Origin of the sequence: Lawsonibacter faecis (assembly GCF_014287675.1) — a bacterium.
Classification (GTDB): Bacteria; Bacillota; Clostridia; order Oscillospirales; family Oscillospiraceae; genus Pseudoflavonifractor; species Pseudoflavonifractor faecis.
Genome location: NZ_JACOPQ010000010.1, coordinates 102,989 through 121,403, shown reverse-complemented (window position 1 = coordinate 121,403; position 18,415 = coordinate 102,989). Strand labels below are relative to the sequence as shown.

The 18,415-nt window shown below is 62.5% G+C and carries 19 protein-coding genes, 1 pseudogene and 1 riboswitch; all 20 genes and pseudogenes read right to left on the bottom strand.

The window, feature by feature from the left end; translation table 11 throughout:
* Positions 1 to 2: 2 nt before the first annotated feature.
* A complete protein-coding gene (gene def, locus H8S62_RS13035) occupies positions 3 to 503 on the bottom strand; it encodes a peptide deformylase (RefSeq protein ID WP_155146616.1) in 501 nt (166 codons plus the stop codon).
* A gap of 160 nt (positions 504 to 663) precedes the next feature.
* Complete coding sequence (gene priA / locus H8S62_RS13030; protein ID WP_186919719.1) at positions 664 to 3,138, bottom strand: replication restart helicase PriA; 2,475 nt, start codon at positions 3,136 to 3,138, stop codon at positions 664 to 666.
* A gap of 136 nt (positions 3,139 to 3,274) precedes the next feature.
* The gene (gene rpoZ / locus H8S62_RS13025) at positions 3,275 to 3,484 is read right to left on the bottom strand and encodes a DNA-directed RNA polymerase subunit omega (protein ID WP_155146620.1); all 210 of its coding nucleotides are present in this window, start codon (positions 3,482 to 3,484) and stop codon (positions 3,275 to 3,277) included.
* Between the two features lie 69 nt (positions 3,485 to 3,553).
* Positions 3,554 to 4,165, bottom strand: a complete 612-nt coding sequence (gene gmk / locus H8S62_RS13020) for a guanylate kinase (protein WP_155146622.1) — start codon at positions 4,163 to 4,165, stop codon at positions 3,554 to 3,556.
* Entirely contained in the window at positions 4,162 to 4,437 is a 276-nt protein-coding gene (gene remA / locus H8S62_RS13015; protein WP_155146624.1) for an extracellular matrix/biofilm regulator RemA, read from the bottom strand. Before remA ends, gmk begins: the two co-directional genes overlap by 4 nt.
* A 74-nt stretch (positions 4,438 to 4,511) precedes the next feature.
* The gene (locus H8S62_RS13010) at positions 4,512 to 5,390 is read right to left on the bottom strand and encodes a YicC/YloC family endoribonuclease (protein ID WP_155146626.1); all 879 of its coding nucleotides are present in this window, start codon (positions 5,388 to 5,390) and stop codon (positions 4,512 to 4,514) included.
* 79 nt (positions 5,391 to 5,469) lie between these two features.
* On the bottom strand, positions 5,470 to 6,000 hold the full coding sequence (locus tag H8S62_RS13005; RefSeq protein WP_155146628.1) for a hypothetical protein: 531 nt from the start codon (positions 5,998 to 6,000) through the stop codon (positions 5,470 to 5,472).
* A 1-nt stretch (position 6,001) separates the two neighbouring features.
* Complete coding sequence (locus tag H8S62_RS13000) at positions 6,002 to 6,604, bottom strand: J domain-containing protein (RefSeq protein ID WP_186919717.1); 603 nt, start codon at positions 6,602 to 6,604, stop codon at positions 6,002 to 6,004.
* 61 nt (positions 6,605 to 6,665) lie between these two features.
* Positions 6,666 to 7,553 (bottom strand): DUF5685 family protein, encoded by an 888-nt coding sequence (locus tag H8S62_RS12995; RefSeq protein ID WP_155146632.1) that lies wholly within the window; start codon positions 7,551 to 7,553, stop codon positions 6,666 to 6,668.
* Positions 7,553 to 7,972: a SoxR reducing system RseC family protein gene (locus tag H8S62_RS12990; RefSeq protein WP_155146634.1), complete on the bottom strand. Its 420-nt coding sequence runs from the start codon at positions 7,970 to 7,972 to the stop codon at positions 7,553 to 7,555. Before H8S62_RS12990 ends, H8S62_RS12995 begins: the two co-directional genes overlap by 1 nt.
* A 14-nt stretch (positions 7,973 to 7,986) precedes the next feature.
* On the bottom strand, positions 7,987 to 9,288 hold the full coding sequence (locus tag H8S62_RS12985) for a CdaR family protein (RefSeq protein ID WP_155146636.1): 1,302 nt from the start codon (positions 9,286 to 9,288) through the stop codon (positions 7,987 to 7,989).
* Entirely contained in the window at positions 9,266 to 10,162 is an 897-nt protein-coding gene (cdaA, locus tag H8S62_RS12980; protein WP_155146638.1) for a diadenylate cyclase CdaA, read from the bottom strand. Before cdaA ends, H8S62_RS12985 begins: the two co-directional genes overlap by 23 nt.
* A gap of 393 nt (positions 10,163 to 10,555) precedes the next feature.
* Positions 10,556 to 11,989 carry an S-layer homology domain-containing protein gene (locus tag H8S62_RS18560; protein ID WP_341481061.1) on the bottom strand — a complete coding sequence of 478 codons (1,434 nt, stop codon included), beginning with the start codon at positions 11,987 to 11,989 and terminating at the stop codon, positions 10,556 to 10,558.
* Positions 11,990 to 12,046: 57 nt separating this feature from the next.
* Positions 12,047 to 13,294: pseudogene (locus tag H8S62_RS18715) on the bottom strand (leucine-rich repeat domain-containing protein); the annotation flags it as partial.
* Between the two features lie 74 nt (positions 13,295 to 13,368).
* On the bottom strand, positions 13,369 to 14,538 hold the full coding sequence (locus H8S62_RS12970; RefSeq protein WP_155146642.1) for a right-handed parallel beta-helix repeat-containing protein: 1,170 nt from the start codon (positions 14,536 to 14,538) through the stop codon (positions 13,369 to 13,371).
* A 114-nt stretch (positions 14,539 to 14,652) separates the two neighbouring features.
* Positions 14,653 to 14,745, bottom strand: a riboswitch (cyclic di-GMP riboswitch).
* Between the two features lie 190 nt (positions 14,746 to 14,935).
* Positions 14,936 to 16,066, bottom strand: a complete 1,131-nt coding sequence (locus H8S62_RS12965) for an aminotransferase class V-fold PLP-dependent enzyme (RefSeq protein ID WP_173023854.1) — start codon at positions 16,064 to 16,066, stop codon at positions 14,936 to 14,938.
* Positions 16,063 to 16,320, bottom strand: coding sequence for a putative Se/S carrier protein (locus H8S62_RS12960; RefSeq protein ID WP_155146645.1), 258 nt, complete (start codon positions 16,318 to 16,320; stop codon positions 16,063 to 16,065). Before H8S62_RS12960 ends, H8S62_RS12965 begins: the two co-directional genes overlap by 4 nt.
* 51 nt (positions 16,321 to 16,371) lie before the next feature.
* Positions 16,372 to 16,851 carry a 2-C-methyl-D-erythritol 2,4-cyclodiphosphate synthase gene (ispF, locus tag H8S62_RS12955; protein ID WP_186919714.1) on the bottom strand — a complete coding sequence of 160 codons (480 nt, stop codon included), beginning with the start codon at positions 16,849 to 16,851 and terminating at the stop codon, positions 16,372 to 16,374.
* Between the two features lie 52 nt (positions 16,852 to 16,903).
* A complete protein-coding gene (ispD, locus tag H8S62_RS12950; RefSeq protein ID WP_186919713.1) occupies positions 16,904 to 17,629 on the bottom strand; it encodes a 2-C-methyl-D-erythritol 4-phosphate cytidylyltransferase in 726 nt (241 codons plus the stop codon).
* Positions 17,630 to 17,797: 168 nt separating this feature from the next.
* Positions 17,798 to 18,274 (bottom strand): CarD family transcriptional regulator, encoded by a 477-nt coding sequence (locus tag H8S62_RS12945; RefSeq protein ID WP_155146651.1) that lies wholly within the window; start codon positions 18,272 to 18,274, stop codon positions 17,798 to 17,800.
* Positions 18,275 to 18,415 lie beyond the last annotated feature (141 nt).

The following is an 18,415-nucleotide window of genomic DNA, read 5'->3' as shown; positions in this document are numbered from 1 at the left end:
GCTTAATCCTCCTGCTCTTCCATCATCTCTTCCAGCTCGTCGTTGGTGTAGAGCTTGCCCTCCACCAGCTCGGTATAGAGCCTGCCGTCCAGATGGTCCACCTCGTGGCAGAAGCAGCGGGCGGTCATGGCCTCGCCGGTGCGCTCGAACCACTCCCCGTTCCGGTCCTGGGCCCGGACGGTGGCCTTCATGGGCCGCTTGACCCTGCCCCAGTACCCGGGCACGGACAGACAGCCCTCCAGGCCGTCCTGCTCCCCCTCGGTGGCAACGATGGTGGGGTTCACCAGTTCCAGGATCTCACCCTCCTCCTCGCCGGTGGAGATGACCACCACCCGGCGCAGGATGCCCACCTGGGGCGCGGCCAGACCGGCGCCGCTGGCCTGGGCGAGGGTGTCCCGCATATCGTCCAGCAGGCCGTGGAGTTTTTCGTCAAACTGGGTCACCGGATGGGCCTTCTTTCCCAGCACCGGGTCGCCCTTGGTAATGATTTTCCGTACAGACATGGGTTTCTCCTCCGTTTCACACGACTGTTCTGTTTTATTTTTCTCAGGCGTCTTCCTGTCACGCCGCGGCGTCTCGGGCGGACCCGGCGCCGCGTGTTCCCCGGGCTCTGCCCAACCGTCCCGGCCTTAACGGCCTGTTCCGCCCGCCGGAGCGCTTCCGTCAGTCCAGCGGGTTCACATCCGCGAAGACGGACACGCCCCTGTTCTCCTTATCGTTTTGGGCGGCGACCACAAGCGCCGTGATCAGCGCCCGCAGGCTCTTCGTATTCTTACCCGAAAGGGTCAGCCGGTAGCGGTAGCGGTTGTTCACCTTCGCCACCGACGCCGGCGCGGGGCCCAAAAGCTGTATTCCCAGCGCGTCGTAGGGCGGCTGGGCCAGCCAGCCCTCCAGGGTGCGGCGCAGCTTCATGCAGACCCGGAGCACCCGGCTCTCCTCCGCGCCGGAGGCGGTAAGGACAAAGAGATCCCGGAAGGGCGGACAGCCCCGGAGGCTGCGCATCCCAATCTCCTCGTCATAAAACCGGTCGTAGTCCTGGGCGGCGGCGTTGGTAATCACGTCGTTCTCCGGGGTGTAGGTCTGAATGACCGCCCGGCCCTGTTTTTCCCCCCGGCCCGCCCGGCCCACCACCTGGGTGAGCAGCGAGAAGGTCCGCTCGCCCGCCCGGTAGTCGTCCACATAGAGGGAGAGGTCGGCGGCGATGACCCCCACCAGGGTCACGTTCTCAAAATCCAGCCCCTTGGCCACCATCTGGGTGCCGATGAGGATGGGCACCCTCTCCCTCTCAAACCGGGAGAGGAGCTTCTCGTGGGACTGGGTGGCGGACACGGTGTCCGTGTCCATCCGCATGACCTCCACCCCGGGGAACAGCTCCTCCAGCTCCTCCTGAACCTTCTGGGTCCCGGTGCCCACGAAGCTGAGGGCCCCGCCGCACTGGGGACAGGCTGCCGGCAGCTTCTCCGAGTGGCCGCAGTAGTGGCACATGAGCCGCCCGTTGGCCGAGTGGTAGGTGAGATAGACCGAGCAGCGGGGGCAGGTGGGCACCTCACCGCACTCTCCGCAGGTGACCATACGGCTGGCCCCCCGGCGGTTGATGAAGAGAATGCTCTGCTCCCCGTGGGCCAGATTGGCCTCCAGCTCCTGCCGGAGCAGGCCGCTCACCGAGGTGCCGTTTCCCCTGCGCAGCTCCTGCCGCATATCCGCGATATACACCCCGGGCAGCGCCTGCTCGTTATAGCGGTTTTTCAGTTCAAAGAGGTGGTATACCCCGGATTTCGCCAGATACATGCTCTCCACCGACGGGGTGGCGGAGCCCAGCACCAGCAGCGCGCCGCTGCGGGCGCAGCGGAACTTCGCCACGTCCCGGGCATGGTACCGGGGGACGTTTTCCGACTTGTAGGTGTACTCCTGCTCCTCGTCCAGAATCAGCAGTCCCAGGCGCTCCACCGGCGCGAAGACGGCGGAGCGGGTACCGATGACCACTCGCGCCCTCCCCGCCCGGACCCGCTTCCACTCGTCGTACCGCTCCCCCGCCCGCAGCGAGCTGTGGAGGACGGCCACCTCCTCCCCGAAGTGGGAGGTAAAGATATGCAGAAGCTGGGGGGTCAGGGCGATCTCCGGGACCAGCACCATGGCGGCCCCTCCATCCGCCAGGCAGGCCTGGATGAGCCGGATATAGACCTGGGTCTTGCCGCTGCCCGTCACCCCGTACAGGAGGGCGGCGGCGGACTTGCCCCCGGTCCGCAGGGCGTCGAGGCCCCGGAAAGCGGCCTCCTGCTCCCCGTTGAGGACCACCGGCCCCGCCGGCTCAGGGCTGTCCACCGCCACACGGCGGAAGACCTCCCGCTTCTCCTGGGTGACGATCCCGCTCCTGACCAGGGAGCGCAGGGTGGCGGTGGACGCGCCGGTAAAGTAGCAGATCTCCTTGGAGGAGGCCTGTCCCACGGCGGAGAGCAGCTCCACCACCGCATACCGCAGGGGCGCGCTCTTCCGCTTGGGGGCCACCAGGGCCAGGGCCTCCTCCGGCGGCATCAGGAGGGAGGCGACCTGCTCGGTCTTATCCCCCACCCCCCGGGAGGCGCTGGTCTCCAGAATCAGAACACCTTTATCCACCAGGCTCTTCAGCGCCGGGCCCGGGTCCTTCGCGCCGAATGCCCCCCGGATCTGCCCCAGCTCGGCGGCTCCGCCGCAGGAGTAGACCAAATCCAATATCCGCCGGGCGTAGTCGGAGCGGCCCGCGGCCTCATAGGCCCCCTCCTTATCCGCCTGATTCACAAGGCGGTAGCGGTCCTGCAGGGAGAAATAGAGCCCCGCGGGCAGCATGGCCCGGGCGGCGTCGTAGACGGTGCAGAAATACCGCTCCCGCATCCAGAGGGCCAGCTGGATGCTCTCGCCGTCCAGCACCGGCTCCTCGTCCAGAAGGGAGAATACCGCCTTGAGCTTCTCGCTCTGGGGACCGTCGGCGATGGCGAGGATAATCCCCTCAATCCTGCGGTTGCCCGCCCCGAAGGGCACCAGCACCCGCATACCGGGCCGCGCGGTCTCCAAAAGCTCAGCAGGCAGCAGATAATCATAGGGCTTGTCGATGGCGAAGGTCGCGGCCGACAGAGCCACCTTCGCCAGCCGGACCTGGTCCATCCGCTTCCCTCCCCGAAGACTTAAACTTCACCGGCGCTTCACAAAAGGCAAGTGATGGGGTGCGAAACGCTCCCGTCACTTGCCTTTTCGCAGGATTACGCTATTTCGCAGGGTGCATCCGTCGACACTCCGCGGCTCAGACGGCCTCGTCTTCCTCGTCCTGGGGGGTGCACTTGCCATCGGCAACCTCGCGCAGGGCCATGGAGACCGGTTTGTCATCCAGGGGGATTCCCTGGTCGTCGGCCTCGCTGGCGATCTGACGGGCGCGCTGGGCCACCACGTTCACCAGCATGTAGCGGCTGGGCACCTGGGCGAGCAGTTCGTTCATAGGGGGTTTGAGCATCATAAGACATCATTTCCTTTCGGTCGATTGGGTGGGCGCGGCGGAGCTCCCCCGCGCCTGTGAAGGCCGGGTCTATACGTCGTCCACGAGGCACATGCGGTTCTTGGTCCGGCAGTCCTCCGCGGTCAGAATGGCGATGATCTCCGCCGCCGCGGAGGACACCTTGTCGTTGACGACCAGATAGTCGTAGTTGGGGATCTCATTATACTCCTCTTTTGCCTTTTTTAACCGGCCCGCGATGACGTCCTCATCGTCGGTGGCGCGGCCGTGGAGGCGGCGGGAGAGCTCCTCAAAGGAGGGCGGAATAATGAAAATCAGCACCGCCCCCGGACACTTGGCCCGGACCTTGGCGGCCCCCTGGACCTCGATATCCAGCAGCACGTCGGTACCGGCGGCCAGATGGTCCTGGATGACCTTCAGGGAGGTGCCGTAGTAATTGCCCACATACTGGGCGTACTCCAGCAGCTCTTGGTTTTCAATCATTCGCTCGAATTCCCCGCGGCTGACGAAGTTGTAGTTTACGCCATCGGCCTCGCCCACCCGGGGGGCGCGGGTGGTGAAGGAGACGGAAAAATGCAGGTTTTCCCGCTCACTCAGCAGCTCGGAGATCACCGTGCTCTTTCCCACCCCGGAGGGGCCTGAGAGGACGATCAGCTGTCCTCTGGTCTTTTTCTTTCGCATCATGCTTCCTCATCCTCCTCAGCCGCCGGATCAGGCGTCTCCCTGCCGCCCAGGCGGCCCGCCACAGTCTCAGGCTGAATGGCGGAGAGGACGATATGGTCGCTGTCCATAATGAGAACCGCCCGGGTGCGCCGGCCGTAGGTGGCGTCAATGAGCATTCCCCGGTCCCTGGCCTCCTGAATCATGCGCTTGATGGGCGCCGACTCGGGGCTGACAATGGCGATGAGCCGCGATGCAGAGACCATGTTGCCGAATCCGATGTTGATAAGCTTCATTGGGAAGCCACCCTCCCTGCCGCGCTGCGCGCCCTCTGCGGCGGGTCCTGCCCGCGTGCGCGCAGCGCTTGTGTCTATTCTATATTTTGAACCTGTTCCCTGATCTTCTCGATCTCCGCCTTGATGTCCACCACCCGGCGGGAGGTCTCGATATCATTGCACTTGGAGCCGATGGTATTGGCCTCCCGGTTGAACTCCTGGATCAGGAAGTCCAGCTTCCGGCCAACGGCCCCGCCCTGATCCAGCATATGGGTGAGCTGGGAGAGGTGGCTGCGCAGGCGGACGGTCTCCTCGTCCACAGCCACCTTATCGGCGAAAATCGCCGCCTCGGTGAGGATGCGGCTCTCGTCGATCTGGGAGTTCTGCAAAACCTCCGCCATCTTGGCGGCCAGACGGGCGCGGTAATCGGCCACGATGCCCGGGGAGCGCTCCTCCACATAGGCGGTCAGCGCGCCGATGGTCTCCCCACGGCCGCGGATATCCTCCGCCAGCCGGGCCCCCTCCCGGGTGCGCATGGCGTCGAAATCCGCCAGGGCCAGGTCGGTCACGGCGCAGAGATCGGCGGCCACGGCCTCCAGGTCCTCCTGGGTCTTCTCCACCAGAAACACGTCCTGAAAGCGAGTCAGCGTGGAAACCGAAATATCGTCCCGCAGCCCGTAAGTATCGCGCAGCTCGCACAGGGCGGCGTAGTAGCCGTCGGCCATGCTCTTGTTAACCGAGATGGTCACGTCCCCCGCCCCGGCCTGGCCGATGGTGACGAACACGTCCACCTTACCCCGGGAGATGCTCTTTTGGACCCGGGATTTGATCGCGTCCTCGGCAAAGACATAGATGCGGGGCATCTTGATGGCGCAGTCCAGGTAGCGGTTGTTGACCGAGCGGATCTCCACCGTAATGGTGCGGCCGCTCAGCGTCGCCTCTCCCCTGCCGTAGCCGGTCATACTCTTAATCAAAGGGCGTCCTTCCCTTCTCTTTTGTTGTATCGGATTATTATAGCAAAAAAGAGTGCGCTTAACAAGCCTTTTTCCAACATCAGGCCTTTCGGACCGCTTTGTCGATCCGCTGGACATAGAAGGAAATCAGCTTGGAGAACCCGTAGTCGTAGATGACGAAGACCACATTGCCCACCAGATAGAGCGCCCAGAGCTGCTCCATAAACGCGGGCAGGCCCGCCAGCAGCACGGCGCGCAGGGTGAACCAGAAAACCGTCAGCGCAAGGTTGAAGACCGCCAGCTTGCACGCCCACTCCAGCGGCAGCTTCCTCAGCCGCTCGATGAGGCACTTGAGCATGGGATAGAGTCCGAAGAAGATCAGGTACAGCAGGGCGTTTTCCTTCATTGGGGAGAGGAGAAACCCAAGAATGCCGGTGGCCGCATAGCAAAAGAATCCGGCGGGCAGGCCGCCGGAGACCACCGCGGCGGCGGGCACCAGGCCCGCCAGCGCCACCACACCCAGCCGCCCCGTGGGCGCCATGGACGCGAGATATAAAATCACCAGGGACAGCGCCGTGAGGACGCCCGCCAGGGCCACCCGGCCCGCCCCTTTTCCATAACGGCCGCCCATATCAGTTACAGCCGCCGCACAGGCAGTTCATGCAGAGCATGGTGGTGCAGCAGTCGGCGGAGCTCATGCCGCCGCCGGCTCCGTAGGGCCGGTAGGCCTGTCCCCCCTGGGCCATCATGTTCAGGGCCTGGCGGTACTCCATGTTGCCCGGCTCGGCGTTGCAGGCGATCTGGTACTGCTGCCGGGCCTCGTCCAGCCAGCCCCGGCGGTAGGCGATGCAGCCGGAGAGGAAGTGCCACTCGGCGTCCTGTAAGGGCGCCTGCCGGAGCAGCTGCTCCGCGCCGTTGATGTCGCCGCCGTTGATGGCCTGCCGCACCCGGTTGTAGAGCGGGCTGGCCGAGGAGGCGGACTGGCGCTGCTGCTGGTAGCCGTAGGCGCTCTGGCTCTGGTACGCGCCCGCACCGGAACCGCCGCCGCTGCGCATCCGGTTGATCTCATCGTAGGCCTCGTTGACCTCTTTCATCTTCTCCTCGGCCAGATCGGCCAGGGGATTGTTCTGATAGTTGTCCGGATGGTATTTCCGGGCCAGCTCCCGATAGGCGCGCTTGATCTCGTCGTCGCTGGCGGTGGAGGATACGCCGAGAATACTGTAAGGATCAGTCATGGATCAATCTCCTGTACTTATTGATAAAGTCAAAAGCGGCCCCGCCGCCGGAAACACACATTTATTGGCGCGGGATAAAACCGGCGTGTGCCGGGCGCTTCTTCACGCCGGCCCACTCGCCCCGGAAAACCAGCTCCTCCACCGCGGGCAGGCCCAGGTAGAGTATATTTTCAATCACCGGCCCCCAGCCTCCGAAATCCACCAGTGAGAATGCGGAGACCGCCAGGTTCAGCGAGTGGCGCAGGGTCGTGCGCAGATACTCCGCCTCCTCCCGCTCCCTGCCCTCAAACCGGGCATGGATGGGGTTATAGCTGCCGGACGCCAGATCCTCGCCCAAATCGTCCCAGGCGTCGGTCAGGTAAATCCAGCGGCCCACGTGGTAGAGAAGCTGTCCCACCGCCCGGTCCCGCACCTCGTCGCCGGAGTCCGGCGCGGCCGCCTGGAGAAGCCGGGCGAAGGTGTCCGCCGTGCGGTCAAGGGAGGGGGAGCCGGCCAGCTCCAGCGCCCGGAGCTCCTCCAGGCAGCCGCGGGCGGCGGCGTCGAACCCGGGGCGGGAGGAGGCCGCCCTGCGGTAGCCCCGCCGCAGGAGCACCGAGAGGACACGCGCTCCAAGCCCCTTCCAGAAGCCTTCGTCCTCAACCGTGTCCCGGAGCTTCCAATAGCTGAGAATCACGCTCTCGTCCGCCGCCGCCTCCAGCCCCGCGCCGGCGGTGCAGGCGCACTTCTTCCTCAGCGGGTTGGCGGGGCAGCGGCAGTACCCGGTGGACGGCCTGTCCTCCTTCGGGGCGAGAAGCATGGCCAGAAAGGTGAAGTCGTAGTTGAGGAACATCCGGGCCACGAAGCCGTGCCGCCTGCCCATGGCGGCGCAGAGGCCGCAGTACATGGCCTCATAGGCCTCCAGCTCCCGGACCTTCAGCTCCTCCCGGAAGGGCCTGACGTATCCGAACATCAGCGCCGCTCCACGGAGACGATGCGAAACGAGAGGGCCTGCTTCCTCTTCACACGGCGGTCCAGCAGCAGGTCCGCCGCCGCCCCGGCGGCAAATCCCACCACGCCCAGGGTAACGGATACGGGCGTAGAAAAGGACAGCGCTCCCGCCGCCAGGTAGAGCGTGAAGAAGAGGACGAAGGGCAGCAGGTAGACCACCGCGGCCATCCCGAGGACGTGAGCGCTGGAGGTCTCCACCGTCACGGTATCCCCCGGCATGGCCCCCGCCTCGTTCTCGGCGGTCACGGTGACGGTGGGCTGGTCGTACATCTTGCAGCCCTCGCAGGTGGCGCAGTGGTGGCCGCAGGCCGACTCTCGGCGGACGACGATCTCCGCTTTTCTGGAACTGACCAGCCGTTTGACCATCGCCGTCTGGGTCATAGCGCCCTTCCCTCCTACTGCGTAATATCAATCGTAATATTGTAGTCGCCGCCGACGACGCCCACGTCGTCGCTGCCGTCCACATAGACCTTGGCGGGGATGTTGTGCCGTCCCACGGCGGTGGCGTTGCTGGCGGCAACGTCCGCCACAATGCGCAGCTGCCCTTCATAGATGCGGTTCACGGCCTCCTGCGTCCCCCGGATGGTAACCTGCCGGGACTGTGTGACCAGCTCGACATTGAGGCCCTCGGGTTTGTTCACGAGGACAATATTGGTCACGGCAAATTCACGTCTCGCCAGCGCCCCTTCCTTGATGGCGACGCTGACCGAAAGTTCCTGGATGCCGCTCTCGTTTCCGAAGCCCTCCGAGAGGGTTATGGGGAACGTATAGGTCTTGCTGGTGATGACATCCGCCAGATCGACCTGGCCCACCACCAGTTTGTGCAGCCCGTCCAGCTCGTCCTCCGGCCCGGTGATGCTGATCTCGCCCACCACCACCTGCCTGGCGCCGTCCGGCTGATCCTCCAGCGGCTCCGCGCCCTCCAGAAGCGGCAAGACCGTCACGTCGTCCGGCGTGGCTCCGCCGCCCGGCACCAGCTCCACCACCAGCGGAATCTGCTTGTACTGCACGATGGGGTAAATCACATGGACGGTGTCCACGTTGCTCTGAATATTGGCGTCCGTCAGTTCCTCGCCGTCGGACCCTACAAAGACGAAGGCCAGATCCCCCTCATAGGTTTCGCTGAGCTCCTGCTGGGTGAGGACCACCTTGGCGCTGGCGACCTGGTTGACCAGCTCGCGCTGTCCGCTGACGCTGATGGTGCCGGGGGTAATCGTGGCCTCCCCCGCCTGATAGCCCTTGGCGATGCTGCCGCTGAACTCCACATAGACGGGGACTTCCTTGGTCTCCTTCTTGGAGACGGTGAACTCGATATACAGCCCGTCCAGCTCCGTGTTCAGGCTGATATCCCCCTGGTTGACGTTCTGCGGATAGCTGACGTTGACAATCCGGCGGAACGTCCCCGGCTCCACGATGTTGGAAAGATCCACCGTCAGGCTGATCGTATCCCGGCTGAGCTTGTTCAGGGTGGCGGATTTTGCGGAGATATTCAGCGTCAGGGACTGCTCCCCGCCCTCGGTGACGATGAGGTTGCGGGAGTTCAGGATGCCCGTCCCAGTGAAGGTCACGGGGATGCCCGCGACGTCTTTGGTTAGGTCCGGGTCCGCCTCCTTTACCACATAGGCCCAAAGGATTACCGCCATCAGAATGGAGAGCAGGACGTAGAGCCATTTGCTATTTTTGATTTTGTTCCACATCGGCGTCCTCTCCCTTTTTGGACTTGAAAATACCGGCAAGGCTGAACTTGGGCTTGGCCTCGGCCTCCTGCTCCGGCATCAGCTCGTTGCGGAGGAGCCGGTCCAGGGTTTCCGGCGCCAGATGCCGCTTGAGCATCCCGCCCACCGCCACCGAAATGGAGCCGGTCTCCTCGGAGACGATGGCCACCACCGCGTCGGACGCCTCGCTGGCGCCGATACCCGCCCGGTGGCGCATCCCCAGCTCACGGGAGAGGTTCACGTTCCCCGACAGGGGGAGCATACAGCCCGCGCCCGCGATGCGGCCGCCGCGGACAATCACCGCGCCGTCGTGGAGGGGCGCCTTGTTCCAGAATATGTTCTTCAAAAGCTCGGCGTTCACTGCGCAGTCCAGCACCGTGCCCGTTTTAATCGCATCATCCAGCAGGTTCTGCCGCTCGAAGACCATCAGCGCCCCGGTCTTGGTCTTGGAGAGGTCGGTGTAGGCCGCCACGGTCTGGGTGATGGCGGCGGCCATCTCGTCGGGGGTCTCATTGTGGGAGAAGACGCCCCCCAGCTTCCCCAGCTTGCTGCGGCCCATCTGCTCCAGGAAGCGGCGCAGCTCCGGCTGGAACAGAATCACCAGCGCCAGAACGCCCCACTCCAGGGCCTTGCCCAGGAGATAGCTGAACACGGTGAGCTGGAACGCGCTGGCCAGTGCGAAGACCACCACAACGATCAGCACGCCCTTGAGTACCTGTCCCGAGCTGGTGCGGCGCACCAGCATCAAGAGTTTGTAGAAGATGAACGCCATGATGACGATATCCACGATTTCAGGAATGCCGATGGTCCGGAGGATCTCCAGCACCCCCTGCCACCACTGTATGATGATGTCCATGCCAATCTCACCCGCGTTTCTCACTGCCTGTTGGGCAGCTTCGGGATGGGATTTCCCGCAATCTGCCTATCTTAAAGATTATACTTTATCGGTGACAAAATGGCAATAAGGCGAACATGAATTTTCTATTAATATCTCCACCCACGCCGGCGGTAGCCCCAAAAAGGGCGATAACCTCTCCTGATCCCCCTGTTTCCACACGGTTTTCTCTCATACGCCTCAGAGCGGCTGTTTTACCCAGAAAACAGCCTTTATTGCGGAATTTTTCTAAGATTGGGCGCCGGGGGCTTTTGAAGCGCCACGGCGCCCGGACCGCAAAGAGACGTGGGGGGGGGGGGCGGGGGGGGGCGTGCCGGCCCTTCCCGGGCCGCCACGTCTCTTTGCATTTAGATACTACAGGCTGATATAGCGCATCAGGATGGCGGACACCTCTGCGCGTGTGGCGGCGGCCCCGGCGTTGAGGGATGCGCCGTCGCCCTGAATCAGGCCCTGCTCCACCGCCCAGGCCATGGCGTCGGCGGCCCAGGCGGAGACCTGGCCGCTGACGGAGGTGCTCACGGCGGGAGCGCCGCTGAGGCGGTAGAGCATTACGGCCAGCTGCTCCCGGGTGACGGGGGCGGCGGGGCTGACGCTGCCGTTGTCCGGGTTCACGATGCCCTGCTCCACCGCCCAGGCCATGGCGTCGGCATACCATGCGTCGGAGGGCACGTCGGCCGGCGCGGCGCCGGCGGCGGACTGCCTGCCCTCCAGCCGCCAAATCACGGTGGCAATCATGGCGCGGTCGGTGGTCATCAGGGGCGAGAAGGCGTTCTCCCCGGTGCCCTGGAAGAGCTCGCGGGAGGTAACGAAGTCAATGGCGTCGCCCGCCCAGCCGCTGACGGGCGCGGTATCGGCAAACGCCTTGCTGTTGTCTACGATTTTGATGGTGGCGGAGCCGTCCAGGGTCAGAGCCACGCCATCGGCATCCACAGTGGACTTCATGACAATCTCCTCCGTGCCGTCGGCATGGACCAGCACGGCCACCGTGCCGGCGGTCACGCCGGCCACGGGCACCTTGACGGCGACGGCCCCGGCGGAGGACGGCAGGGTGACGGAGACCACGGGCGCGGCCCCGGAGGTCTTGGCTGCGGCCACGGGGGCCACCGGCAGCACCACGGGCGCCTCGGCCCTGGCGGCGGTCTCCACCGCCTTGACTGTGACGGTGGCCTCCGCCCTGGTCTCCCCCCCGGCCGTGACGGTAGTGGTGCCCTTGGAGCCGTCGGGCCTGGTCACGGTTTCGGACTTGACGCCGTCAGCGGTCTCCTGCTTCTCGGTGACCGTGCCGTCCTTCCTGGTCTCCACCACGGTGGTGGAGCCGTCGGGCCCCTTGGTGGTCTCGGTGACGGTCCCGTTGGCGTCGGTCTTGGTGGTGGTCGTGGAGCCGTCGGGATTGGTCACGGTCGTCCCTGGCTTGGACGGCGTGGAAGGGGGAACATAGACCGTTTCACCGGTCAGGTCCACCGTCACAGATATAAGAGCCAGCCCGCCCACTTTCATGGTCCCGGTAAAAGTGGCCTTTCCGGCGGATTTCACGTTAAGCACCAAATCTGCATCGCTGCTGGAGGCGATATCCGCGATGTCAGGCTGATTGGCGGTCCAAGTAACTTCCGCGCCCACAGGCTTGGTCATGGTGAGAGCCAATTTTACGGTATCGCCGCTGTAGGCCGTGACTGCCGGTTTGTCAACGTTCAGGGCAAACCCACTTTTTGTCTTGCCAGTAAAAGAAACTTCGGCCTCATAGCCGTCTTTCGCGGCTTCGGGATAATAAACGGTCAGCGTGGCAGCCACATTTTTAAATGCATTTTCATCAATCGTCGGAACGGTCTCGCCCTGCATTACAAGCGCAGACCCATCCTTCTTCAGTGCGCCGTTAAAAGCGTTTTTTCCAATAGACGTTACGCTTGCTGGAATGACAACGCTGGCCAAATCCGCGCAAGTAGCAAACGAGTTTTGTTCAAGTGTGGTTACTGATGCGGGTATTACAATGGATGTCAGTCCTGCTTTGCGAAAAGCGTTTTGTCCTACAGAGGTCAATGTGTCGGGCAAATCAATGCTCTTCAGACTCGAACAGCCGCTAAATGCGTATTTACCAATCGTGGTGACCGACGGCATAGTAACGCTTTCGAGGGAACTGCAGTTCGTAAAAACGCCGTTGATGCTGGTTGTCGCGTCGGGAAGCTCCGTTACGTCATCAGGAAGCGTGATGCTTTTCAATGCCGCGCACCCGCTGAACGCCCCACGACCTATCGTCCTCAGGCTGTCTGGCAAGCTGATGGTTTCCAAACCGGCACAGCCTTTAAAAACATCTTCGCTGAGCGCTGTCACGCCCTCCGGCACGGTAACGCTGGTTGCTGTTTTATCAAACTGGCGCAGTACCGCCGTCGAACTGCTAAACGTACCGCCTTCCAGACTGTACGCCAGGTTTTCCGGGACGATTGTCAGGGTATCTATATGGTCGTAGCCGTCAAAGGCGTCGGCGGCGATGTCACATACCCCGGCAGGAATGCTCAGGTTTTCAATTCCACTGTCCGCAAACGCCTGTCCTTCAATGCTCTTAACGCTTTCAGGAAGCGTCAGGGAGGTCACCGCCCTACAATGCCAAAATGCACGGAATCCGATTTTCTCAAGCTGACTGTTCGCCTCAAAAACAATGGTACTCAGCGTTGCCGTTCCGCTGAGAGGAGGGGTAAATACCGACCCGCCGATTTCCTTTATGGACGCTGGAATGGTAATTGAGGTCAGAGAAGTTGCCCCAAATGCATCATCGCCAATGTACTCTATTTCTGAATCTGCCGCAAAGGTGATTGATGTTATATTTCCAGCCTGAACAAACGCTCCTGCCGCAATTCCGACAATTGCGTATTCCGTACCTTCGTGGGTCACAGACGCTGGAATCTCGTAAGAAGTTTTACAATAATACGAACCCGCGGCATGTGCGCCGCCCGGCGCATATTTATAGCGCGGCGCGACCTCTACCTGGTGTTTCTCGTGGTCTACAATCTTATAAGCAATACCGTCTTCTAAAAAGTCGGCATACTCGTTGGGGAAACTCCCCTCCTCGTCCGCTGCCAGTGCAAGCGGCGTTCCGACCATAAGCAGCACCGCGCAAAGCAGCACCGCGCAAAGCAGCACCGCGCAAAGCAGCACCGCCAGAACTCGTTTCAACTTCATTTAATCATTCCTCCCTCATGAGGAATATAAGGCTTTAACGCCATCCTATAGCCGGCATATCCCACATAGGGCGGGACATTGGCCTCAACATATTCCCAACCGGTCACATTGCTTTCAAACCAATTTGCAAGCTCAGCGTCGCTCATTCCGGGATAAGCGGTGATAAACACTCCATATTCGGTCTCATTTGCTTCCAGAATGACCGATATTTCGTCCAACACATCAAAGTTAAACTTCGTCTGCCCCTCCGCTTCTACGCGAATTAGGTTCTGGGACAGGTCTGCATTACTGCTATACTTGTATGCCTGAATAGAGCCATCCATAATATTGAAAACATTGGGCTTGTTCGTCACGGAACCATATATCCCGTTATTCAGCGCAATCGTGGAAAACCCATTTTGGCCGGAGGTCGCCACATTGATGCCCATCAGATGGGAATTGGTAATATTATATGTGGCGTTGATACTCCAGATATTAATGGCCGCCCAGCCCCGAATGGTGCTGTTTGTAATGGTAAACAGCGTATTCTGCGTATCGCTTACGCCCTGGCTGTCGCTGTGTCCGTTGATGTTGATACTGTAGCCAAAGCCCTGAATTACAGAATTGTCTACCGTTACCGCAGCAGCCTTTAAATCGGTCAGCGATAGGCCCCGCGTATCGCCCACCGTGGCCCAGGTTTCATAGCTCTGACCGGAAGGAAGTCTGGAGCACTGAATCGTGGAGTTTAAAACAGTAATCGCCGCGCCGGTCACCAAATTGTTGTAATCCGCCGGAAAATCGTTTACGCCGCGGTCGTTGACTGTCAGCACACAGCCGTTTACCGTGAGCTTTGGAGCCGTACCGGACAGAGAAATTCCGTCGGCTCCCGCCGCCGCTGCGGTGATGTTCAGGTCATTGACTGTCAGAAGATTGTTCGATGTGGCCGCAATTGCCGCATCGTTTCCCGTATAGGTCAGCGTGTGATTGCCGCCATTGATGGTAACTGCTTTGTCAATGCTCAGTGGGCCGCTCAGTGTGATATCCGCGCCCAGGTTGACTTCACCGCCGGCGGCCACGGCGTCGATAAGCGCCTGCTCCGTGGTCACCTCCGACGCCGCGAACGCCGCCGGGAGCAGCGAGACCAGCATAACCGCGGCCGCCAGCAGGGCCACCAACTTTTTCTTCATTTTACCTTCCTCCTTTTGTTTCTTCCATACTATTCGCCCCGTACTTCATACCGCTGTGCCCGCTCCTCCTTTCAAAGAAAAAGCGCCCTCTCCCCTGTCGGCAAAGATGGCGCATTCCACGGCTGGCTGGCATACCGCTCTCTTCAAAGCGGATTAGCCCCTCTAGCTTTGCGTCGCTGTCTTTAGACAGGTTTGCCCGATGATTTCAGTTGTGAGAGCGCCGCATAGTGCAGGATTGTCTTTTACAGTGTAAAAGACACGAATGCGTACGCATTCGTCATTTTCTTTATTTTTCCTTCTTTTCCTATATTATAAATCACTCTCTGTTGAATAGCAATCCCTTTATCATATTAAATGAGAAAAAACGGCGGAGCGGCCTGAATACCGCTCCGCCGCACTATTTCTTTTCCCCGGCGATGACCGCCACGGCCCGAACCAGCGCGTCGGCCTCCTTGGGGGTATTGAACGCGGAAAAACTGGCCCGGACGGTGCCAATCTCCAGGGTACCGGCGGACCTGTGGGCCAGCGGCGCACAGTGGAGCCCCGCCCGGACGGCGATGTCCTGCCCGCCAAGGGTCTCCCCCACCGTCTCGCAGTCCAAACCGTCCACATTGAAGGAGAGAACGCCCGCCTGGCGCTCCAGCTTTTCGTCTGCGTAGACCGTCACGCCGGGAATGCCGGCGAGGCCCTCCGCCGCGCGGAGGGTCAGCCTGCGCTCGTGGGCCAGTATTTTTTCCATGCCCTGGGACTGGACGTACTTGATGCCCTCCAGCAGTCCGGCCGCGCCGGGGATGTTGTGGGTACCGGCCTCCAGCCGGTCGGGCAGGAACTCGGGCATGGCCTGCTGGCTGCTCAGGCTGCCGGTCCCCCCCTCCAGGAGGGGTTCCGCGCCGGCGCCGCACAGCAGCAGGCCGGTACCCTGGGGACCGTACAGCCCCTTGTGCCCCGGCATGGCGGCGAAGGCCGCGCCCAGCCGGGGCATATTCACGTCCAGGCAGCCGGCGGACTGGGAGGCGTCCAGGATAAAGGGCACACCCCTGGCCCGGCAGAGCGCGGCGACGCGCTCCACAGGCAGGACGTACCCGAACACGTTGGAGACGTGGTTGCAGACCACGGCGGCCACGTCCCCGGTGAGCTGCTCCTCGAAGCGCTGATACAGCAGCTCCGGCCGGAACAGGGGCGCCGCCGCCACCTTGATGCGCACGCCCTCTATCGCATACAGCGGGCGGGACACGGCGTTGTGCTCGTAGCCTGAGATGAGCACCGTGTCCCCCGGCCTGACAATGGACTTAATCGCCAGATTGAGGCCGTGGGTGGCGTTGAAGGTCAGCACCACGTTCTCGGGGTTCTCCATATGGAAAAGCTCCGCCGCCGCCTCACGGCAGGCGAAGGCGGTCTCGGCCGCCAGCATGGCCGGGCGGTGCCCGCCCCGGCCCGGGCTCGCCATGTGCTCCATGGCGTAGGAGGCCGCCCGCACCACGGCGGGCGGCTTTTGCAGGGTGGTTGCCGCGCTGTCCAGGTATATCACAGCAGCCTCACCTCTTTGTAGCTGCCGTCGCTGGACATGATAAAGACCCGCTTGGGCGTGAGTCCCACCCGGTTCAGAACCACCAGAGCGTCCGGCAGGTTACGCTCGGACACCTTGACGGAATGACTGCACCCCTCGCCGGAGATGCTCTTGGGAGACCGCAGGATATGGGCGGTGATGCCGGCCCGCTCCAGTGCTTGGGCCGTCCGCTGCGCATAGGTCAGAGAGCGGCAGATGATAAGATAATAGACCATAAAAAAACGCTCCTCTCAGTGCAGTGTATGCACGAGGGGCGCGTTTGGTTTTTATCCGCCGTCTTCCTCCAGCAGGACCACGGCGTGGGCGGCGACGCCCTCGCCCCGGCCGGTAAAGCCCAGCCCCTCCTCGGTGGTGGCCTTCACATTGACACGGTCCCCGGGGATCCCCAGGTATTGCGCCAGGAGGGCGCGTATCTGTGGAAGATAGCCCGCCAGCTTGGGCCGCTGGCAGAGGATGGTCATGTCCGCGCTGCCTACACGCAGCCCCTTGCCCGCCAGCATCCCCATCACCCGCTCCAGAAGAAGGAGGCTGGAGATGCCCTCGTAGGCCGGATCGCTGTCCGGGAAGGCCCCGCCGATGTCCCCCAGCCCGGCGGCGCCCAGCAGGGCGTCCATCAGGGCGTGGGTGAGCACATCGGCGTCCGAGTGGCCCAGGAGGCCCAGCTCAAAGGGAATTTCCACACCGCCCAAAATCAGCTTCCGCTCCGGCACCAGGCGGTGTACGTCATAGCCGTGTCCGATTCTCATAAGCTCAAGCTCCTCTGCGCTCCGCCCAAAATTTCCGGCCCCGGCGAAAGGGTCATTCCCTCCCGCTCAGGATGGCCTCGGCAATCAACAGGTCCGTGGGCGTGGTAATCTTGATGTTCTCATAGGAGCCCTCGGTGAGGGCCACCGTCATGCCGATGCGCTCCACGGCGGCGCAGTCGTCGGTGACCGCCGCACCGTCGTCCAGCGCCTTCTGGAGCGCGCCACGGATGAGGTCGGCATGAAAGACCTGGGGCGTCTGAACGGCGAAGAGGCTGTCCCGGTCCAGCGTGGCCTCCACCAGGGCGCCGGACGCCCGCTTGACGGTGTCCTTCACGGGCACGGCAGGGGCAGCCGCGCCGCACTCCGCCGCCCGGAGGATGGCCGCGTCCACCACCTCGGGCGGCACCAGGGGCCGCGCCCCGTCGTGGATGGCGATGAGCTCCGCCTCCCCGCTCACCTCCCGGGCCCCGGCCAGAACGGAGGCGGTGCGCGTATCCCCGCCCACGATGACCTTTGTGACCTTGCCGAAGGCGAAGTCCCTGCAGATCTGGCCCACCGGGACAATCAGGTCTCCCCGGGTGACCACGACAATCTCTTGGATGAGGGCGCTGTCGTTCAGTGCGCGCAGGGTATGTACCAATACGGGATAGTCGCCCAGAATGGTCAGGATTTTATCCTGCCCCTCCATCCGCGCGGCGCTGCCTGCGGCGGGCACCACCGCGGCGCAGTAGGGGGTCTGAGCGTTTTTTCTCCGCCGCAGGCGGCCGAAAAGCCCCATGATGCATCATCCTTTCGCCAATGCGGGCAAAACAAAATCCCCCGCGTTTGCCGTGGGGGATCACGTTTCGCGCCCAGATCTGACCGGAGCGTCTCCGCACGGCGGCGGGATGCGCACAATCGCCCCGGAGCGTGTCCGGCTCCCAGCCGGGCGTCCCCTGGAATTCTATTACGCCAGCGCGCAGTTTATGCGCGCCTCCACGTCCTCATAGCTGGTGTTCTGGGAGAGCACGATCTCGGAGATCAGAATCTGCTTGGCAGAGTGGAGCATCTTCCGCTCCCCGGTGGAGAGTCCCCGGTCCCCGTCCCGCAGCATCAGCCCCTTGACCACCCGGGCCACCTCCAGCAGGTCCCCGCTCTTCAGACGCAGCATGTTTTCCCGGTAGCGGCGGTTCCAGTTCTGGGTCATATCGACCTCAATATCGGGCATGGCAGCAATCACCTTGTCCGCCTCATCCCTCTCACACACGGGCCGGACGCCGATCTCCCCGCTGTTCTCAGTGGGGATCATCACCAGCATGCCGCCCACAGGAAGCTTTAGAATGTAGTACTCCCGCACCACACCGTTCACCTTCTTCTGGACGATACTGTCCACAATGCCCGCGCCGTGCATCGGATGCACGATCTTATCGCCTACCTGAAACATGTTGCACCTCCCAGCGCTCCCAAACCTACTTTCCCTATCGTACCGAAATGATACTTATATTATAGCCTTCTGTATAACATTTTGCAAGTAAAATCAAAATTTACATATAAATAGCCAAAAAAGAGGCCTGTTTTCCATGGA